The sequence below is a fragment of the Paraburkholderia largidicola genome, from assembly GCF_013426895.1.
Classification (GTDB): domain Bacteria; phylum Pseudomonadota; class Gammaproteobacteria; order Burkholderiales; family Burkholderiaceae; genus Paraburkholderia; species Paraburkholderia largidicola.
This window is the reverse complement of the sequence record NZ_AP023177.1, coordinates 341,436-360,300: the sequence shown is the minus strand read 5'-3', so window position 1 is coordinate 360,300 and position 18,865 is coordinate 341,436. Positions and strand designations below refer to the sequence as shown.

The window sequence follows — 18,865 nt, the reverse complement described above, 5'->3', positions numbered from 1 at the left end:
GACAGCCAGATTACGGAAGCGCTCAAGCGGGCGGCAGGCCTGCCATCTCGCGAACCTCATAGAGTTCCGCGATGACTTGAATCGGATGACTTACGGCACCTCGGATCTCGTCACTCAACCGGTAGCCTATAACTTTCACGCCCGCGGCTAACCCAGCTTCAACTCCGGCCAGACTGTCTTCAATGAGAAGACAACGATGCGCCGGCAGGTTCATCATCGACGCCGCATGAAGGATCAGCGAGGGGTCTGGCTTCCACGAACCTATTTCGTACGCGCTGGCGATGCGGTCCTGGAAGTAAGGCAGAAGGCCGGTTACGTCCAGACAAAGCTCGATCTTCTCGCGCGGGCCATTGGACGCAACGCATTTTTCAATCTCGAGATTGCGAATCACTTCAACCGCACCAGGCATTGGCTTAAGTCGGTCGGTAAAGACATCCGCAGTTCGGTTCCGGAACTCAAGTGTGAACAGGCCAACGTCCGTCACGGGGAAATCAGCCAAGAGTGACGCGGCGAAAATCGAAAAGCGCGTTCCTCGGAAACGTTCAAGAATCTGTTGCTTCGTTACGGTTACGCCAAGACTGTGCAGGATGTCGACGATCACCTCTGCCGACAGCGTTTCGCTGTCGACGAGCGTGCCATCGCTATCAAAGATGATGCCGTCAATATTCAAAGTAATGTTTCGCACCGGTTCATCAGACAGTGGGTGTGGAAGGAGACAACTACATAGGTATCGTCCCCCTGACTTTCTACGTAGACATCGCGGCACGCTCGGAACGTCAAAGGACCGGCCGACTTACGCAATTCTAGCGCTGATTAGTTCTGCAATGGTCCACCGTTCCAATCCAACGACGACGGCAAACCGTAGAACGCAGCAGCGATCGGCATGGCATAGTTCATCATGTTTCGTCCATGATGGACTTTAAGCCCTCGAGCCTGGGCGGTCGTGAGAAGCGGGGTCATCATGGGCTCCATGATAACGTCGGCGACGATCGCACTCGGGAGCATTTCAACCACAGGGAATGGCACTGGATCCGTTTCCTTGAGCCCAAGAGGCGATGCGTTAATCGCGAGTCCGCAATCACGGGAAGCGAGGGTGCCCGTGATCACTTTGGCGGATGACTTTTTGCCGATTTTTCCTGCAAGCTCAGCAGCACGCACGCTATCGATGTCGAAAACGGTCAGGCTCGCTATCGGCTCCATGGCGAGCGACCACGCGATGTTCTGGCCGACGCCTCCGCACCCATGAACATAGACGTTGATGCCATCGAGAAGGACATTGTCTGCTTTCAGACCTGCCACGAAGCCAGCACCGTCCACATTGTCTCCTTCCCAAATACCGCTGGCACTGCGCCGAAGCAAGTTAATTGAACCGACAAGCTGCGCGCGCTCTGTCAGAACGTCGGCGTGCTTCAACGCAGCAATCTTATGGGGCATGGTGAACATCATCCCATCAACGTTCTTTAGCCCTTTGATCCCGGCGATCGCCTCATCGAAATCGGCACTGTCGACGTGTGCGGGAAGAAAGACTGCATTCAAACCGTACCGCTTCATCAGTGCACTCCAGATAACGGGCGCGCGAACGTGACTGATGGGCGAGCCGAAGATGAAGAACAATCTTGTTGCCGCATCCACTGGCGCATCGAGGCGCCGCCGCTCGTGGTCATTTACGGACATCTCTGAAACTCCTTTTCTAAAGAAATGTGGCTGCGTCATGTGGCAAGCACACGAAAAACTACGTCTCGGAGCACGCACATCTCCACCAGAAGATGCGCTCCGTCAATTAAAGATAGTTCATTATTCTGAACGCGTCCTCCATTGAATTCAATTGACTGGACGCGTGGCGCCGTCGCGGTTCGTCGTCAGTAGGAGGTCGCAAGTCCGCGATGCAAGGGAAGAAATAGTCGTGATCCTAAATAACAGATAAATTGACGCAAAAAGTTTACTCGGAGTCGTTGCGTCGTTGACTCGATCTAAGAAAGTACAGGGGCATGTGTGACGCTTTGGACGCTCCTTCGACTAAACCTCGCTGCGGACGGGCGGTACCTTTCCTGGATGCATTCGTAGCGATACTGAGGGCGCGCCGGATTGCAAGCGTGTCTCATATATAAATTGTGTTCTATGTTAAACGTCCAGGATGGAGTCCGCTCTTCAAACAATCTTGTCCGGCTATCTAATCTGCTTATGGTGCGTTGAGTGTCGGTTATTGGAGACGGAGCAGTGAGCGTGGTCCCCGCGCCGAACTGGAGGCCTTCGGGGAAGGCTCTGGCCCCTGACTAACCCCCGTCGGCCGCACTTTATCGATCCTTTCCCAATGGTTAACCCCTGCTTTCCGATCGCCGCCTCGACCAAGTACGTTCGCACCGTTAGTACAAACGCCGCCTTTGGCTCCTAGGCACGGCACGATCGGACTTCAACGCTGCGCGACTGAGCTAATCGAGCACGGCAGCGACCCACAATAAACATGGAGAGGTGATATACGTGATCAGTCGACTGAAACATTTGAGCCCCGTATTGGTTACCGGCGCGGCCACCATTGCAGCACCAGCGTTCGCGCAGGGCAGCGTGACGTTGTACGGTATCGTCGACAATTCGGTCGTTTATCAAACAAGTCAGTCGAACCTCGCCAAGACCCAGGCTGGCCGCTCTAACGTCAAGACGGCGTCCGGCGTCTGGGCTGGCACCCGTTTTGGCCTCAAGGGCGCCGAGGATCTTGGCGATGGCACCAAGGCCGTGTTTCAGTTGGAATCGGGCTTCGACAGCACCAACGGCGGTCAACAGTTCACCAACGCGATGTTCGGCCGCCAGGCATGGGTGGGTCTGACAAACCCGACCTATGGTACGGCGACCGTGGGTCGCCAGTACACGTCGTACTTCACGATGCTGTCGCCGTATAGCCCGACGAACTGGCTGACTGGATACTTCGGTGCGCATCCGGGCGATCTGGACAACATGGATACGATTTACCGTGCCAACAATTCCGTGGTCTATACGTCGCCGAAGCTGTACGGCTTCACGGTCAGTGGCTCGTACTCGTTCGCCGGTGTGCCGGGCAGCGTGTATCAGGGATCGACGTGGTCCGCAGCGATTCAGTACGCTAACGGTCCGATCGGCGCGGCCGTTGCTTTCGAGCGCATGAACAATGCGGCGAACGGCGGCGGCATTTACAGCGCGAGCTCGACGACTATCAACAGCACGGCGGCCACAGATGGTTCGGGTCAACCGGGTGTGTCAGCGGTCACGGCGGGCTATCAGCGCGCGCAGGCACAGAATCGGTTCGCCGCCGCAGGCGACTATCAATTCAACGGCGCGTGGGATATTTCGGTCACGTATTCGAACGTGCAGTACATCCCCGGTATCAACTCCCTGTTTACCGACGAAGCCGTGTTCAACACGGTGGGCAGCGTGTTGCACTGGAAGGCAACACCCGCTTGGGACTTCGGCGCGGGATATAGCTACACGTGGGCAAGCCGTGCGAATGGAATCAAGAACTCGGCCTCCTACCATCAGTTCAACCTATCGCAGTACTACACGCTATCCAAGCGAACGGGTCTGTACGCACTCGAAGCGTTCCAGCGCGCCAACGGCACCACGCTGGCCGTTCCGTCGGGTACGACGAAGAACAGCCAAATCGCGGCAAGCGCATCGATTGGCGATGGCTTTCAAGGCTCGCCCTCAGCGACTCGCAGCATGTTTGCGGCAGGTGTCGGCATCATTCACCGATTCTAACTTCATTAGATGGAACGCTATAGCTTATCGACTAACGATTGAGATCAATGTTGTTGTGCAATCACCGGCTAGAAAAATTCGCATTCCGATGTTTCTGTGAAATGGGAATGATCGATACAAGGCTACGTTTGCCACGACGCGATGTGCAAAAAAGGAGGATTACGAAATGAGCAAATATGAGAGTGGGCAACCCTCCCAGCAATTGTCTGCTGGAAGGGCCGCCGCGGCTAGTTTTGCCGGGGCTGTGATGGATTGGTACGATTTCTTCGTTTACGGCCTCGTCGCCGCTTTGGTTTTCCCAAGATTATTTTTCCCCGGGAATGTTTCGTCTGTTGGAGTTCTTCTCACTTTTGCGACGTTTGGTGTTGGCTTCATTGCGAGACCCCTCGGCGGAGTCGTTTTCGGGCACTTCGGCGACAAGATTGGCCGTAAAGCAATGCTGGTGCTGACGCTGGTTCTGATGGGACTTGCTACTGCGTCTATCGGCTTATTGCCGACCTATAGTCAAGTCGGAATTGTCGCACCGATCCTGCTTGTCGCCCTGCGTTTTGTACAAGGCTTCGCAGTCGGAGGCGAATGGGGAGGCGCCGCTTTGATGGCTGTCGAGCATTCCCCTGAGGAACGTCGAGGTTTTTTCGGGAGCTTCGTACAGGTAGGCTCGTCGGTTGGACTTCTCATTGCAACCGCCGTGGTCTCGCTGATTGATCTCCTCACAACCGAACAGCAGTTTCTCGAATGGGGATGGCGCATCCCGTTTTTGTTAAGCCTGTTGGTAGTCTGGGGCGGATACATGATTCGCCGGAACGTAGATGAATCGCCGGAGTTTGTGGCGGAAGTCAAGGTCGTAGACCATGTCGCTAAGGTACCTCTCATTGAAGCTATCAAGCGTCATCCTGGCGCCTTTCTTAAAATCATCGGCATGCGGCTTGCCGAACTAGTCTCCTTTTACACTGTCACTGTATTTGCGTTGAGCTACGGTAGTAACAACCTAGGAATTCCGCGCTTGAGCCTGCTGACTGCGACCCTGTTGGTTGGCATTGTCGCCATTCCATTAATCCCGGCGTTGGGCTCGCTTTCAGACCGGATCGGTCGTAGACCGGTATATGTAGCGGGTGCGCTCATCGGTGTGGTTGGCGCGTTTCCCCTCTTCTGGGCTTTACAAACCCATAACATCGTATTGATCACCCTCGCATTCGTTCTGGTTGCCAATTTTGGGCACGATCCGGTCGTCGCGGTTCAGCAGCCGCTCTTTACAGAAATGTTTGATCCGTCGTTTCGCTACAGCGGGGCAGGTGTCGCCTATCAGTTGGCCAGCGCGATCACCGGCGGCTTCACTCCTCTGATCGCAGCCTCCCTTGTGCTCTACAACGGAGGCGGTTACAGGTATGTAGCAATGTACCTTGCGGGTGCGTGCCTGATTTCGGCGGTTGTCGGGTTGAAGTGGGCAGGCCCCGCAAAACTTACCGATGCCGATGGCGAAGTCTTGATTGGAAATTCTATCGAGAGCTCTGGATCCCGCTAGTTAGCCCTTTTAAGCGAAGGAGAATCAGCGGCCGCCGCTGTTGAGCGTCCGGCGCAGCTTCGCTTGCCTATGATTTTTTGTTCAACCATCGACAAGAATGATCATGCAAAAACTTTCCTTGCACCATCTCACGCTACGGGACGCGAGCCCGCTGCAACTGGCGGACGCCGCGCATGCCAGCGGCTTCAATTATTACGGCCTGCGAGCCGTCGATGTCGTGCACGACGCCGCGCTGATTCGTGAACTCGAAGCGCGCACGCACGCGACGGGCGTAAAGCTGCTCGATATCGAACCGGGCTGGCTTCAAGCAGACACGAATATTGGCGACCTGCTACCAGCTCTGGAGGTGGGGCATCGCCTGGGTGCAAAGCATGTGCTGACCGTAGGCTTGGACGACGACCGCGCGCGCCTGACGGACAACTTCTGCGTGCTGTGTGAAGCGGCGGCGCACTTTGACATGACAGTGGGTTTGGAGCCGATCACGTACTGCGCGATCGGCACCCCGAGCGATGCACTTGCGACCGTCTACGGCAGCGGCCAGCCTAATGCGCGGCTGCTTATCGATGCATTGCAGTTCTTTCGTTCGGGGGCGCACACGGAAGATATCGCGCGCATAAATCCGGAGCTCATCGAATACATCCAGCTTTGCGATGCGCGGCTTGCATCGCCCGCTTCTGTGGAAGGTCGCCGCACCGAGGCGCGCACAGCGCGCCTGCTTCCAGGGGATGGTGAGTTACCGTTGCAAGCAATGCTCGCGCAGCTTCGAACGGACATGACGCTCGCTATCGAGACTCCGACGCTTGCTTTGCGCGGACTTCCGTTCGGCGAGCAGGCGCGCATCGTCATGGAACGCACGCGGCGCTTTCTTGGGCACTAGGATCAAGATATCCGAGGTCCACGGCAAATGGATGTATCTTGTCAGGGCGGTGAATGGGGCCGGTTTGAGGATTGGTTTCTCGGTCGGAGCCAATCTCAGCGTGAGGGCGGCCACGATCTCTTTCAGCATGACCTTTGAGCTTCAGGGCAAGCCACCTAAGACTGAGGTCGGTCGGAATTGGTGGAGACCAACGCGTTAAGCCGCAGTACGATCCAAATAGAACCGCTGTGTAAAGACGGCAGGCGACAGGTAGCCGAGACGGGCCTGCGTACGCTGCCGGTTGTAAAATATTTCGATGTATTCGCTTATGACGAGTCTGGCTTGCTCCTGCGTGGCGAATCGCTGATGACAGATCAGTTCGCTCATCAGAGAACCCCAGAACGATTCGATCCGCGCGTATCGTAGCAGTTGCCGTGGCGACTCATCGACGCACGCATGCCGAACTGCCTAACGAGCTTCTGGTAAGCTCGTGCGCAATGTTGCGAACCGCCGTCGGTGTGCTGAATCAGGACGGGCTTCGGACTTCGGCTTGAAACAGCGCCTGCATCACCAAGTCTTTCGTCATGCGTTCGCTTATCGCATAGCCAACGATTTCGCCGGTGTACGATCGGGAGCAGTTCGGCGTGGACATCAACATCCCGTGACGGAACGATGTAATGCGGTAACCAGTCCCTGGATATGAGCTTGATCCATCGTCGATAAACAGCCCGTCTATCGCGTTACCAATCAGCTCGGATACATTGATGCTCGAAATCGCGACAGCAAGGACGTTGCCCGACCTGCTTGCAAAATTAGGCCATATCAACAGATCACGCTTCATCTTCACTCCCGCCAGTTTCCGCTGCACGCGTGCCAGCTCGTCTTCAAGTTCGGTCTGCGGCTTCTGCTCCTTGTCGACCTCCTGCAGCTCGCCCGTTTTTGAACCGCCCCGGAAATGTGCGGCGACAATCATCTTGTTCGGTATAGTGGCGAAGGTTTTCGCCGGTGGCGAGGAGTCGAAGGCGGCGTACCCGCCACAGACGACAAATCACCGGCGGCACCGAGTCGATCGGATTCTACGTATCGTCCAAATTCATAATAAGCGAGCAGGTCGCGTGCTAAGTTGCATTGACGGAAAAATTCGGTTGATTTTTCTGCCGTGTAGGTAGCGGCAATCCGTTGCGTCGAGAATATGTAAGCTCCGCGCGAAACGTGCGATGCCGTAGAAGCGTAGAAGTACCTCCCATCGGCAAGCTCGAAATGTCGCGCTTGCCGCCTCGTCAGCGGTCGTTGGGAAGGTCAGGCGGCTGACGCCACGGCGGGACTTCGAACGCGGAAACCAAATGGTCGACGAACGCCCTGATGCGCGGCACCAGCTTCTGTTCTCGATGGAACACCGCATACACGGGCGTTTCCTCTATGGCTTGAAACTCGGTCAGAAGGGGGACCAATTCGCCCTTTTGGATCGACGGGATGGCCAAATACTCCGCCAAGCGCATGATGCCGATGCCCGCCAGGCAGAATTTGTAGAGCGCTGTGCCGCTGCTTGCATGAAGATGCCCGTGCACTGTAACCTCTTCGCGCCCTCCATCAAGAAAAAAGGGCCATCGATTGAGTCTTTCCATCGGTGGTTCCCATATTAGACATTGGTGCTGCGCCAGTTCGGCGGGCGTCGTAGGATAGCCTCGTTTGGAGATATATTGAGGTGACGCCACGACTAGGCGCTTAATTGTGCAAAGACGTCTGCTAACCAGCGAAGAGTCCTGAGGGTGTCCCATCCTCACGGCGACATCAAAGTTATCCTTCATTAGGTTCACCGGCTCGTCTGTCAAGGACAGGTGAAGGCTCACGTTGGGATTCGTGCTTAGAAACGATGTCAGTTGAGGGACGATCTGGTCGGTACCGAAGGCAAGCGGTATGCTCGCGCGTAAGTCGCCCCTCGGCTCATCAGATCGGATGTCGGCTTCGGCGTCGTCAAGTTCCTGCATGATATGTTTGCATGAAACCAAGAACCGTTCACCCTCCGCAGTCAAACGCTGACCTCGTGTCGAGCGATGCATTAACTGAACGCCAAGACGTCGTTCGAGTCCAGACACAGTCGAGCTTATGAACGATTGACTTGATTCAAGTAGTGATGCAGCTGCAGTGAACCCGCCCACCGTGGCAACAGCCATGAAGGCCCGCATCTCCGTCAGTCGCTCATCTTTTACGCCCATCATTCACCTTATCGGTCGTTGCCTGCGCTAGGTAGTCTTAGCGAATCAATGGGCGTTCACCCTGCGATCGCTTCTCTCCGAACGTTCACCAGGCGACCAGGCACCCAAAAAACAAGCAGTCCGCCAATCACCATGCTCAGTGCCAAACCGAGAACACTTATGGTTGCGGTGCCGGTTGACACTTGAATCCATCCGACGAGTACGGGGCTGATTAGACCAGCGATCTGCCCGATCGAATTGACGAATGCAATGCCCGCTGCTGCCGCAGCGCCGGTGAGCAGACGCGACGGTAATGCCCAGAATTGCGAGATGGTGGTCATCACACCCATCGTACCCATTGTAAGTGCGCACAGCGCCAATGCAGTGGTTTGTGCGAACGCCACACTGCCACAGAGACCGGCGGCACCAACGAACCCAGCCAAGGCCAAGTGCCATCGACGTTCCCCCGTGGCGTCTGAGCTGCGACTGGTCAAAATCATTGCGAGCACGGCGGCCACATACGGAACGGCAGAAAGCAGTCCAATCTTGAGGGCATCGGTCACCCCTGTCGCCTTGACTATAGTCGGCAACCAGAACGTAACGCCGTAAAGCCCCATTATGAAGAAGAAGTAGATTAGACCGAGAAGAAGCACCCGGGGATTACTGAGGCCGTCTCTTACAGAATGCATTTTATGCCCACCTTCATCGTCGGCCACGTCTCGCAAAATCAACGTCTTTTCCGCCGATGAAAGCCACCGGGCGGAGGGAACGTCATCATCGAGGTAGAAAAATGCGATTACGCCGATGACTATAGCGGGCAGGCCCTCGAGAAAGAATAGCCATTGCCAACCAGCAAGACCTAGGGTGCCCGAAAAATGACTCAGCAGCCATCCTGAAACAGGTCCGCCGATAACGCCGGACATGGGAATTCCAGTCAGGAATAGCGCGGTCGCTTTGCTTTGCCGATAAGCTGGAAACCAATGAGTCAGATACAACAGCACCGCTGGAATAAATCCAGCTTCTGCCACGCCAAGGAGAAAGCGCAAGACGTAGAATGATGCCGGCGATTTAACAAACATCATATTGGTCGACAAAATCCCCCATGTCACCATAATGCGAGCAATCCATCGACGTGCACCGACCTTCAACAGAAGAAGATTACTTGGAATCTCGAAGAGCAAGTACCCCACGAAAAACACACCAGCACCTAAACCATAGACCGCATCCGACATTCGGAGGGCGCTGAGCATTTGCAACTTGGCGAAGCTGATGTTAATTCGATCCAGATAGGCAATCATGTAGCATATAAATAGGAACGGCAGAAGCCGGCGGCTGACCTTCGCATACACCGCCCCTGCATGCAGCGCATCTCCCTCTCGTGATATGACGTTGGCATTCATCTTGTCTCCATTAAATCTAATGATTGTGCATACATAAACGCAAGTCCAGCGGCTTCTCCGCCAGCGACTCGGTGTCGGCGAGGTGTTACGACGGTCCGCTGCTCGTTCGGGCTATCAGTAATACGAGTGCGTCTCGCATTATTCGATTCACAAGAGAAGAGTCGCTTCTGGCGAGCCGAGAAGGTGGCGCCGGCAGACAAAATGCTCGGTGCGCAGTCGCGGCCCGCCGAACGCGCGGGCAAACGGTTGTCAAACGCCTTGGAGATCGGTGATGTCCACGGTCTCGGTCGCTAGAAATAAGCGCTGGCCAATAAAGTTAAGTGCATCCTCACCGTTAAGTTTTCCTTGAGCGGAGTTGAATGCCGCATCGGCAGACGCTAGGTCGTCAAAGTAGAGTTCGCTACACCCATCATAGCGATCTACGGCAGGATAATTGGACTGGACAAAGTCGTCCACAACGACGTTGCAGACGAACTTTCGCAGACCTGGAAGCGTTTTGACCATCGGAATATGCGTTTCTCTCCAATAACTGATGAACTGTTCTCGGGTAATGTCATCTTTTCTTTTCAAGACTGCCAGAACTTTGATCATGGAATACCTCTCCATTCATAAATTGAGATTTCGTAGAAACTGATTTCAAGTCGGTCGATTCGTCGGCGCCGCCGTCGGCTGGCATATAATCGAGCAGCTCAATAAGATAGTAGTTGGGCGCATTTCGGCGTTCAACAGCGGAGGAAGATAACTGTTATCGCCAACTGGCTATGAATCGGCGAGGACGGGTGGCATTCAATCGCTTGCGAAAGTCATCGGGAATCGGTCGACCCGGTCTGACCTCTGTACCGCGTAGACTCCGGCAAACTGCACATCAAGACCGTTTCTATCGGCCGCAGCCGATTGGCCGAGCGTATCGTCTCGCAACGGCCCGGGCGCGGGCTTGGCTCTCGACACGGGCGTGATCCGCAGCAGCTACACAACGGTTCGCGACTGCGACGATGAGATGGACAACGTCGGGGTAATCATATGGCCGTGGTGTCTTCAGAACAGCGACAGGAGCATCGGCGCGGCAGTATTAGCGGCGTTCGCCAGAGCGAGTGGGCGGTCTGTTACCTGGCCCGCAGCGAGTCGTGGCCTTGTCGCATTTGTGTGTGGTGGCGGAGGACGGGCCGATAAGCAATCGCTCCAAACATAATACGTAGCCGGCAACAGTCGCTTCGACCTTCGCCTAGCGCAGTCGAGCTCTGTATGGGAGCGACTTAATTCCTAACCCCAGCTGGGAGCGGCACCGGAATCGCCCGATAATCAAAAGGAATCTTCTACATCTGCGATACCCCCCAACTTCCTGCTCTCAACTTAACGAGGCCCGCCATGGTTGTAGGACAATTGATCATTCGCGTCGCCAACATGAAATTCCGAGTTATCCGGCTTCGTTGGCGCTTTGGGCGCGCGTGCTTTCACTGCCGTGTGGCCATCACATCGGCTCCATTCCGTGCTCGCGCTTGACAGCGTCCGCATGCGGCGACACTAGCAACTCGATAAACCCTACAGTCGCGTGACGCTCGTGCATTGCGCGGCACGTCGCGACCGAGAACACCGTCGCAACCTCGATCGCGGGCGGCAAGAGTCCGACGACGTCGACGCCCGGCACATGCATCAGCTCGCTCAACTGTTGGAACCCAAGATCGACGTCGCCATTCGAAATCAGCTTCGCGACGGGCACGCCCGGCGGTGCCTGAACGATTCGCGAGGCGATCGAATCGGCGATGCCCCAGCGTTCTAAAAGACGCTTCAGATGGGTGCCGCTCGGTCCTGTCGAGTAGCCGATTCGTCCGGTCACCCGGATCGCATCGCGCACCGCCTCTTCCGAACCCACATCCGGACGCGGAGCGCCTGCGGCGACCGCGATTGCCACGCGCGAGCGTGCAATATCGACGCGGCCGTCCGCATCGACGCAACCGTCAGCCGCAAGCCGGTCGATCACGTCGGACGCGAGCACCACAAAGTCAAACGCTTCGCCCGCTTGCACGCGGCGCGCGGCTTCGACGCCGCCGACCGAAGTGATCGCCACGCGGCAACCTGTATCTCGTTCGTATTGCGCCGCGAGCTGCGCGAGGATCGGCCGCGTCGCCATCGACGCGATGCCTGAGACTTCAATTGACGTTCGTGCTACATAGTCCATTCGGCGGGCTCACTTTAATCGATATAGCGCAGACCAGCTTTACGCAGCGGCTCGCGCATGTCGTACATGTCGAGCCCCAGCAAGCCGGATGCGAGCTTCGCGCGCTTCGAGACCTCATTGGCTTCACGCAAGGCCGCCCTCTCGATCACCACCGCGGCGCTCGCGGCGGGCACGGCGACAATACCATCATCGTCTGCGACGATCACGTCTCCTGGGTGAACGAGTGCTCCCGCGCAGACGACGGGAACGTTCACCGAGCCGAGCGTCGCCTTGATCGTACCCTTCGCTGAGACCGCCTTGCTCCACACGGGAAACTGCATTTCGTCGAGCATCGCGACGTCGCGCACACCCGCGTCGATGATCAACGCCTTCGCGCCTCGCGCCCTGAAGCTTGTCGCGAGCAGATCGCCGAAGTAGCCATCAGTGCTGTCAGCCGTGATCGCCGCGACAACGATGTCGCCAGGCTGAATTTGCTCGGCGGCGACGTGCAGCATCCAGTTGTCGCCGGGATGTAGCAGCACGGTGATGGCCGTCCCCGCCGCCCGCGCGCGCGGATAGATCGGCCGCATGTACGGTTTCAGCAGACCGGTACGGCCCATCGCTTCGTGCACTGTTGCGGAACCCAGCTCCGCGAGCCGCTGAGCGACACTCTCATCCGCACGGCGGATATTGCGATAAACGACCCCAAGTTCGACCATGGTCAAAGCCCCTTTAGTTTCAGTTGTGCGTCGAGACGCGGATACACCCGTCGCGCGTTGCCCTCATAGATCGCATAGCGGTCTTGCGGCCCGATGTTGGCAGCTTCGATATAGCGCTTCGTATCGTCAAAATAGTGCCCCGTGCGTGGATCGATTCCGCGCACTGCGCCGATCATCTCGCTGGCGAACAGGATGTTGTCGACGGGAATCACGTGCGTCAGCAGATCAACGCCCGGCTGATGGTAGACGCAAGTGTCGAAAAACACGTTGCTCAGCAGATGTTCTTCGAGCGGATGCCTGTTCAGTTCTTGGGCGAGTCCGCGAAAACGTCCCCAGTGGTAAGGCACGGCGCCGCCGCCGTGCGGAATCACCAGGCGCAGCGCCGGGAAATCTTTGAACAGGTCGGACGTTAGGCATTGCATGAAGGCGGTCGTGTCGGCGTTCAGGTAATGCGCACCCGTCGTGTGGAAGCACGCGTTGCAGCTCGTGCTCACGTGGATCATCGCAGGGATGTCGTACTCGACCATCTTCTCGTAGACCGGATACCAGTAGCGGTCGTACAGCGGCGGGCTCGTCCAGTGGCCACCGGACGGATCGGGATTCAGGTTGATGGCGACATTGCCGAATTCCTCGACGCAGCGGACCAATTCGGCAATGCATGTCGTAACATCGACTCCCGGGCTCTGCGGCAACATGGCGGCCGGCACGAAGCGGTCGGGAAACAGACGACTCACGCGATGGCACAGTTCGTTGCAGATAGCCGCCCATGTGCTCGAGATTTGAAAACCGCCGATGTGATGGGCCATAAAGCTCGCGCGCGGACTGAAGATTGTCAGATCGATGTCACGCTCTCGCATCAACCGCAACTGATTGTTCTCGATCGACTCACGCAGTTCGTCATCGCTGATGTTCAGTTCGGATACCTTCGGCGCCTCGGACGGGTTGCCGATGCTCGCAATCTGCCGGTTGCGCCAGGTCTGCAGCGCTTGCGGTGCAGTCGTGTAATGGCCGTGTATGTCGATAATCACTCGCACTCCTCAAATTGATCAACTGCGCGGCGCCGCAAAAGCGGTTGCGACTCATGCAGTCGCCCGCAGTGCAAAAGGTGGGTAGGGCGGCGTCACAAGTCCCGCGCAGCGAGTAACGGCCTTCCGGTTCGACGGGCTCGCGCCGCTGGGCGCTGCGTCGTCACTATCCAGATCGCTTGCAGCGTAGTCGCGGCAGTGATAGCTGCTCTCTTAGTAACCTTTTTCTTGTGATACACGCTCGCTGCCGCGTCACTCGTCGTCGCGCGCAACGCTCGTTTGCCATCCGAGAGGGCCTGCGCTGTTTCCCGCAACCGAGTACAACGCGTCCTGCGCGTTACGCGTGAGTTGGAAGTCTTCGAGCGTTTGGCCGCGCATCGCCGCGTAGATATGTAGGTTGGACACGCCCGTCACGGCACCCAGCTTTTCGAGGAGAAAGAAGATCACGCCGTAGCGCAGTAGCCCCGGCCAATCGCGCCGGCGCATCAGATCGCGTTCCTCGTCCGACAGACCGGCCGCGTCGAAGCTGCCTTCGGGGTCTCTCAAAAAGCGCGTTCGATGATCCGGTTCGATCATCCGGTGCAGGTAGTCGTTGATCCGATACGCCTTCACTGCCGTGCCGATCGTGAACGGGTACGTGCCCTGCAACCGCTCGATGCCGTCGAGCTGCGCCGCGATTCGCTTCCGATGATGCTTGATCGCAGACGGATCTGGCTCGGTATCGACGCTTTCGTAAACAGCCGTTGCAATGCCGGTCATCGACGGCAGGTAGTAGCTGCGATGTTTGCATACGACGCCAGCCGGAAGCGCGCCACGCATCGCGAGCCACATCACGACTTCGGAGCCTTCGTAGCCTCCGAGGGTCGCGTATTCGGTGATCGTCATGTTCGCGAGCCGCTCCGGATCTCGCTCGAACAGATCGAGGAAGCGCTCGTCCCATTCGGTGTTGTTGAAGCCCGACCGTTCACCGTGCACCTGATGCGACAGGCCGCCCGTCGCGACGATTGCGATGCTCAGATCTTCCGGATAGCTCTCGACTGCACGTCGCAGCGCCTGGCCGAGCCGGTAGAAACGACGCGCCGACGGGACAGGCCATTGCAGTACGCCCATTTGCAGTGGCACGAGCTTGACCGGCCACGCGGGGCGGTGTTCGCACAACATCGACAGCGGCGAGAAACAGCCGTGATCGAGAGGCTTGTTCTGGAAGAACGACATGTCGAACTCCTCGGCCATCAGCGACTGGCCGAGATGCGCGGCGAATGCGGGATGACCGTCGATGGGCGGCAAATTGCGCACACCGCCGCCCTCGTCCGCCGGATGCCATCGTGGCCCGACGCCGAGCGCGAACGCGGAATAGTGATCGAAGAAGAACGACGTCACATGATCGTTGTAAATGAACAGCAGCATGTCCGGTCGCTTTTCCTCGATCCACGCGGACAACGGCGCGAAGTTCCTGAAGATGGGGGCCCATACCGGGTCATCGCGCTTGTTCTTGTCGAACGCGAACCCGATCGTGGGTGTGTGTGAGGCAGCGATGCCTCCGATGATTCGCGCCATGCGTCTTGCTCCTTCGTGTTTGCTTGTGTGCCGGAAGGCGCTCGCGCGATGTCCCACTATCGTTCGAGTCCTTCAAGTGCCGCCTCGATGCGCCACCTGCTGAGCAGTCGATAAAATGTCAGGCGGTGTCGCTGGCTGCCAATGGTGACCGTCGCGGATCAGACAGTACAGACCCGTTTATGAGCGAGGATAGTCAGGGTAAGTACGTACTCGCCCATGCAACCACGCGCTAATTCAAAGGCTTTCCAATTGGCCGACCACCATCAATCGCACCGGAGAGCCGGCAGGAAGCGGGCCGCACAGCGTCGGGCAGTGCCGGCTTCGCGGCTATCCTCCACCTAGCTTGAATCGCCACCGATAAATAGAACGGATACTGTGACAAGCACGATGCAACGCGCGTGTCCGCGTTGCATGGACAAGGCAATTGACCAGTAGGCGGCAACGCCGAGTTACCTGACTAGCCTTCTGCCCCGCATCCACTACGCGTCTTGCGTTTGGTCCGCACCGACCACTTGGCAGCGATCCCAGCCAGCTCCGACAGGCATTGGACATGGATTCCGCGATTTGGCACTCGATCTCAAGACCGCCGGCCGCCAAGAGAGAGGACGTTTTGAGCGTTCGGATACCAATCTGGCCGGCGGTTAGCGTAGAAACGACGGTAAGGCGCTTCACGGGTTAGCTCCCCTTGCATTGCGACGCGTCGCAGGCAAGTAGAAGTCGAGCCACGTTGCGGTCGTGGATTCCATGTGTCTCGAGTCCGGCGTGGGTACGTCTGACATAGTCGAGGTTCGAACCGAGAGGGCCTCTGGCGATCATTAACCTGCGTGCGGCCTCTTCGTCGGATATACGGCCGATGTAGTTTGGCGCGCCACGATTCGCCACGAACGTAAGCGCCCGGACGTCTCCTTCCGACGATCGCCCCATCACCCACCGGGGGTGATAGGAGCCCGCAAGCATCTCGCGCTTCCAGAGGAGTTCCAACTCAGTTTGAACGTCGTCGCCTCCAATTTTTAGAACCACTCCGTCACATGATCCACCGGCGTCTAGGGCCAGCATGATGCCGGGTTGCTCGGGGTTTCCGCGCCCAACAACAGAGCTCAGGTAGAAACCACGGTGGTAGCCGTAGATTCTTGCGGTACGCTTCAGTGCGACCTGGAAAATCGGGTTCCAGATTAGCGATCCATAAGCGAAGATCCAGACGTTGCTCTGGTCTATTCCCTCCATGGTTTCTGAGAGGGAGCGCCGCATTTGCTCGCTCGTCCATAGGAGTCCCAGACCTGCGGCTTGAGCAATGCGACTGTGTAGCGTTCCGTTGACCAGCAATTCTCGCGAGAGAATGGTCTCGTGGAAGTCTTCGTCTGCTTTTGCGGGCATTTCTTTCCTGCGGTCAATTGTGCGGTTCAGTCGTATTTATGCGCGCTCGAGAGGGTGGGGACCAGTAGTTGGGTGGCGATAATGATTATTCCTTTCTGGAATTTCGGAACGGCGAAAGGAGTGTCAGTTTTTAGCCTCGGATGTGGGGCCTGTCGAGGCGACCTATCATCGGCAGGCGACTGCGTCCAGGCGAGCTCCCCCCGGGGTGGATTTAGCGTGCTGACATGAACTCTGCCGAGGCGATCAATGAGGCCGCTTGAGGGGATAGATTTCCGCCCTAGAGGGGTAGCGGCTTCAGCCCATTCCCGTGCGGCATAAGCAATATTCTGGTGACCCGACTACCGTGCAGAACACTACTGTCGTGTAATTGCTCAGGAGCGGATGAACGTGCCTTCGCGTATCGATGACCTAAAGGGAATACATGACCAGATTGCAACACAAAGTCGCCGTAGTCACGGGTGGTACGAGCGGGATCGGACTAGCGACTGTCCAGCGCTTTGTCGCGGAGGGAGCCTTTGTCTACATCTTCGCCCGACGCAAAGACGAACTCGACAAGACTGCTGCTTTGCTCGGACCCAACGTTGCGACGGTGGCAGGTGACGTGCGGAATATCGAGGACCTTGATCGTCTCTACGCCGCGGTAGCGGCTGATGGGAGAAAGCTCGACATCGTTGTCGCGAACGTTGGCGCAGTCGATAGCGTTAAGCTGGCCGACGTAACCATCGACAGCTTTAATCACAACTTCGAGGTCAACGCCCGCGGCGTACTGTTCACAGTTCAGAAATCTCTACCGCTGCTTAATCACGGTGCCTCGATCATCCTGACGGGCACCATAGCCGCGCTCCGCGGGTTCCCTGGACGAAGTGCTTATGCGGCGTCGAAGACAGCCCTTCGGTCTTATGCACGTACTTGGACGATGGAGCTCAAGGAACGCGGGGTTCGGGTCAACACGATTACCCCGGGTCCTTGCGATACGCCGCTGATAGACGCACAGGTCTCTTCCAAGGAGGAGGCTGATTTGGTCCGCGCTAAACACGCTGCCAACATCCCGCTCGGTCGAATGGCCAGGCCCGAGGAAATTGCGTCGGCCATGCTATTCCTGGCTTCCGACGACAGCAGCTTTGTGGCGGGCAGTGAGTTGCTCGTTGACGGCGGAATGTGCTCTGTATAACAATTAGTTTGGAGTACAGAATACTGAAATGACAGGTCCTATGGGCATGTCTTGAAATTCGACCGCGAGAGGTCAGAGAGGAATTTATGTCTAAATTTCTGGGAAAGGTTGCCGTCGTTACCGGCGGGAGCAGTGGCATCGGCTTGGCCACGGCCAAGCTTTTCGTTGAAGAGGGAGCCTTCGTCTACATCGCCGGGCGACGTCAGGCGGAGTTGGATAAAGCCGTTCAAGAGATCGGCCACAACGTCGTTGGTGTACAGTGCGACGTGCAGAACATGGCTGATCTTGAGCGGCTCTACGCTAAGGTACGGACTGAGAGAGGTGTTCTCGATATCCTCGTTGCCAATTCCGGAATCGTCGATCCTCAGTCGCTGGCAGAAACCACTGAGGAGAGCTTCGACAAGGTATTCGGCGTCAATGTACGCGGTCTTACGTTTACCGTCCAGAAGGCACTTCCATTGTTGCCGGATGGTGCGGCCATCGTACTGATCGCATCCATCGCGTGGGTGAAGGGCATCCCCGGATACGGCACGTATAGCGCCACCAAGGCGGCCGTTCGATCGTTCGTTCGCACGTGGACGGCGGAGCTAAAAGAACGCCGAATTCGGATTAATGCCGTGAGCCCGGGGCCCATTGATACGCCCATCATGGACTCGCAGGCGCCGACGAAAGAAGCAGCCGATCAGGTGCGGGCCAGCTTCGCTGCTGCAGTTCCGTTTGGGCGGATCGGCCGTCCCGAGGAGGTCGCGGCTGCTGTATCGTTCCTCGCATCGGCTGATGCCAGCTTCATCGCTGGCGTTGATTTGCCAGTGGACGGCGGGATGATCGCGGTCTGACGCTTGCGCGTCGGCCGAGTGCGACGCCCATGCCGGGGCAGTACGCTGACGGCGTGGGAAGCCCGGAAAATAGCTGCACTTCGGCGGTTGTCTTTTGCACGCGATTGTTACCTGCACCGGATCGAACTGTGTGGAACACGCATCGATTTGGGCGGTCCCCCTACAGCCGAGCCTGACACGTTACTGTGGTGGAGTGGTCGGGCAGTCTGCCACGCATTGCGCTGTGTACCCGTTGGAGCGTCTCTATCGTGGAAGGTAACCACTCATAGGGATTCGTGCCATAGAACGTTCCCATGTCGGCTGGGGATAGTAACCTTTCGAATGCTGCG

General features: G+C 57.3%; 15 protein-coding genes and 1 pseudogene. 5 read left to right on the top strand and 11 right to left on the bottom strand.

The genetic code is table 11. The features are described 5' to 3' along the window. Positions 1 to 22: 22 nt before the first annotated feature. Positions 23 to 685 carry an HAD-IA family hydrolase gene (locus PPGU16_RS40945; RefSeq protein ID WP_180727288.1) on the bottom strand — a complete coding sequence of 221 codons (663 nt, stop codon included), beginning with the start codon at positions 683 to 685 and terminating at the stop codon, positions 23 to 25. A gap of 128 nt (positions 686 to 813) precedes the next feature. Then, entirely contained in the window at positions 814 to 1,674 is an 861-nt protein-coding gene (locus tag PPGU16_RS40940) for a shikimate dehydrogenase family protein (protein WP_180727287.1), read from the bottom strand. A gap of 807 nt (positions 1,675 to 2,481) precedes the next feature. On the opposite strand from PPGU16_RS40940, the gene PPGU16_RS40935 reads away from it, so the two are divergent. The 3 genes from PPGU16_RS40935 (at position 2,482) to PPGU16_RS40925 (ending at position 6,125) form a co-directional block, all read left to right on the top strand. After that, positions 2,482 to 3,726 (top strand): porin, encoded by a 1,245-nt coding sequence (locus PPGU16_RS40935; RefSeq protein WP_434064467.1) that lies wholly within the window; start codon positions 2,482 to 2,484, stop codon positions 3,724 to 3,726. A 166-nt stretch (positions 3,727 to 3,892) separates the two neighbouring features. Further along, the gene (gene shiA, locus PPGU16_RS40930) at positions 3,893 to 5,248 is read left to right on the top strand and encodes a shikimate transporter (RefSeq protein WP_180727286.1); all 1,356 of its coding nucleotides are present in this window, start codon (positions 3,893 to 3,895) and stop codon (positions 5,246 to 5,248) included. 103 nt (positions 5,249 to 5,351) lie between these two features. Continuing rightward, complete coding sequence (locus PPGU16_RS40925) at positions 5,352 to 6,125, top strand: sugar phosphate isomerase/epimerase family protein (RefSeq protein ID WP_180727285.1); 774 nt, start codon at positions 5,352 to 5,354, stop codon at positions 6,123 to 6,125. 195 nt (positions 6,126 to 6,320) lie between these two features. On the opposite strand, the pseudogene PPGU16_RS40920 reads toward PPGU16_RS40925, so the two are convergent. The 9 genes and pseudogenes from PPGU16_RS40920 to PPGU16_RS40880 form a co-directional block, all read right to left on the bottom strand. After that, a pseudogene (locus PPGU16_RS40920) lies at positions 6,321 to 6,729 on the bottom strand (transposase); the annotation flags it as partial. Between the two features lie 655 nt (positions 6,730 to 7,384). Beyond that, a complete protein-coding gene (locus tag PPGU16_RS40915; RefSeq protein WP_243460781.1) occupies positions 7,385 to 8,323 on the bottom strand; it encodes a LysR family transcriptional regulator in 939 nt (312 codons plus the stop codon). A 53-nt stretch (positions 8,324 to 8,376) separates the two neighbouring features. Further along, positions 8,377 to 9,699 (bottom strand): MFS transporter, encoded by a 1,323-nt coding sequence (locus tag PPGU16_RS40910; protein ID WP_180727284.1) that lies wholly within the window; start codon positions 9,697 to 9,699, stop codon positions 8,377 to 8,379. A gap of 249 nt (positions 9,700 to 9,948) precedes the next feature. Further along, positions 9,949 to 10,290, bottom strand: a complete 342-nt coding sequence (locus PPGU16_RS40905) for an EthD family reductase (RefSeq protein ID WP_180727283.1) — start codon at positions 10,288 to 10,290, stop codon at positions 9,949 to 9,951. Between the two features lie 877 nt (positions 10,291 to 11,167). Further along, on the bottom strand, positions 11,168 to 11,875 hold the full coding sequence (locus tag PPGU16_RS40900) for a substrate-binding domain-containing protein (RefSeq protein WP_243460780.1): 708 nt from the start codon (positions 11,873 to 11,875) through the stop codon (positions 11,168 to 11,170). A 14-nt stretch (positions 11,876 to 11,889) separates the two neighbouring features. After that, entirely contained in the window at positions 11,890 to 12,573 is a 684-nt protein-coding gene (ligK, locus tag PPGU16_RS40895) for a 4-carboxy-4-hydroxy-2-oxoadipate aldolase/oxaloacetate decarboxylase (RefSeq protein ID WP_180727282.1), read from the bottom strand. A 2-nt stretch (positions 12,574 to 12,575) separates the two neighbouring features. Continuing rightward, positions 12,576 to 13,601 carry an amidohydrolase family protein gene (locus PPGU16_RS40890; RefSeq protein WP_180727281.1) on the bottom strand — a complete coding sequence of 342 codons (1,026 nt, stop codon included), beginning with the start codon at positions 13,599 to 13,601 and terminating at the stop codon, positions 12,576 to 12,578. A gap of 249 nt (positions 13,602 to 13,850) precedes the next feature. Continuing rightward, positions 13,851 to 15,155, bottom strand: coding sequence for a gallate dioxygenase (locus tag PPGU16_RS40885; RefSeq protein ID WP_180727280.1), 1,305 nt, complete (start codon positions 15,153 to 15,155; stop codon positions 13,851 to 13,853). Positions 15,156 to 15,830: 675 nt separating this feature from the next. Continuing rightward, positions 15,831 to 16,529 (bottom strand): gamma-glutamylcyclotransferase, encoded by a 699-nt coding sequence (locus PPGU16_RS40880; RefSeq protein WP_180727279.1) that lies wholly within the window; start codon positions 16,527 to 16,529, stop codon positions 15,831 to 15,833. A gap of 421 nt (positions 16,530 to 16,950) precedes the next feature. Between PPGU16_RS40880 and PPGU16_RS40875 the strand changes: the two genes are divergently transcribed. Both PPGU16_RS40875 and PPGU16_RS40870 read left to right on the top strand, forming a co-directional pair. Beyond that, the gene (locus PPGU16_RS40875; RefSeq protein ID WP_180727278.1) at positions 16,951 to 17,700 is read left to right on the top strand and encodes an SDR family NAD(P)-dependent oxidoreductase; all 750 of its coding nucleotides are present in this window, start codon (positions 16,951 to 16,953) and stop codon (positions 17,698 to 17,700) included. A gap of 86 nt (positions 17,701 to 17,786) precedes the next feature. Further along, the gene (locus tag PPGU16_RS40870; RefSeq protein WP_180727277.1) at positions 17,787 to 18,536 is read left to right on the top strand and encodes an SDR family NAD(P)-dependent oxidoreductase; all 750 of its coding nucleotides are present in this window, start codon (positions 17,787 to 17,789) and stop codon (positions 18,534 to 18,536) included. Positions 18,537 to 18,865 lie beyond the last annotated feature (329 nt).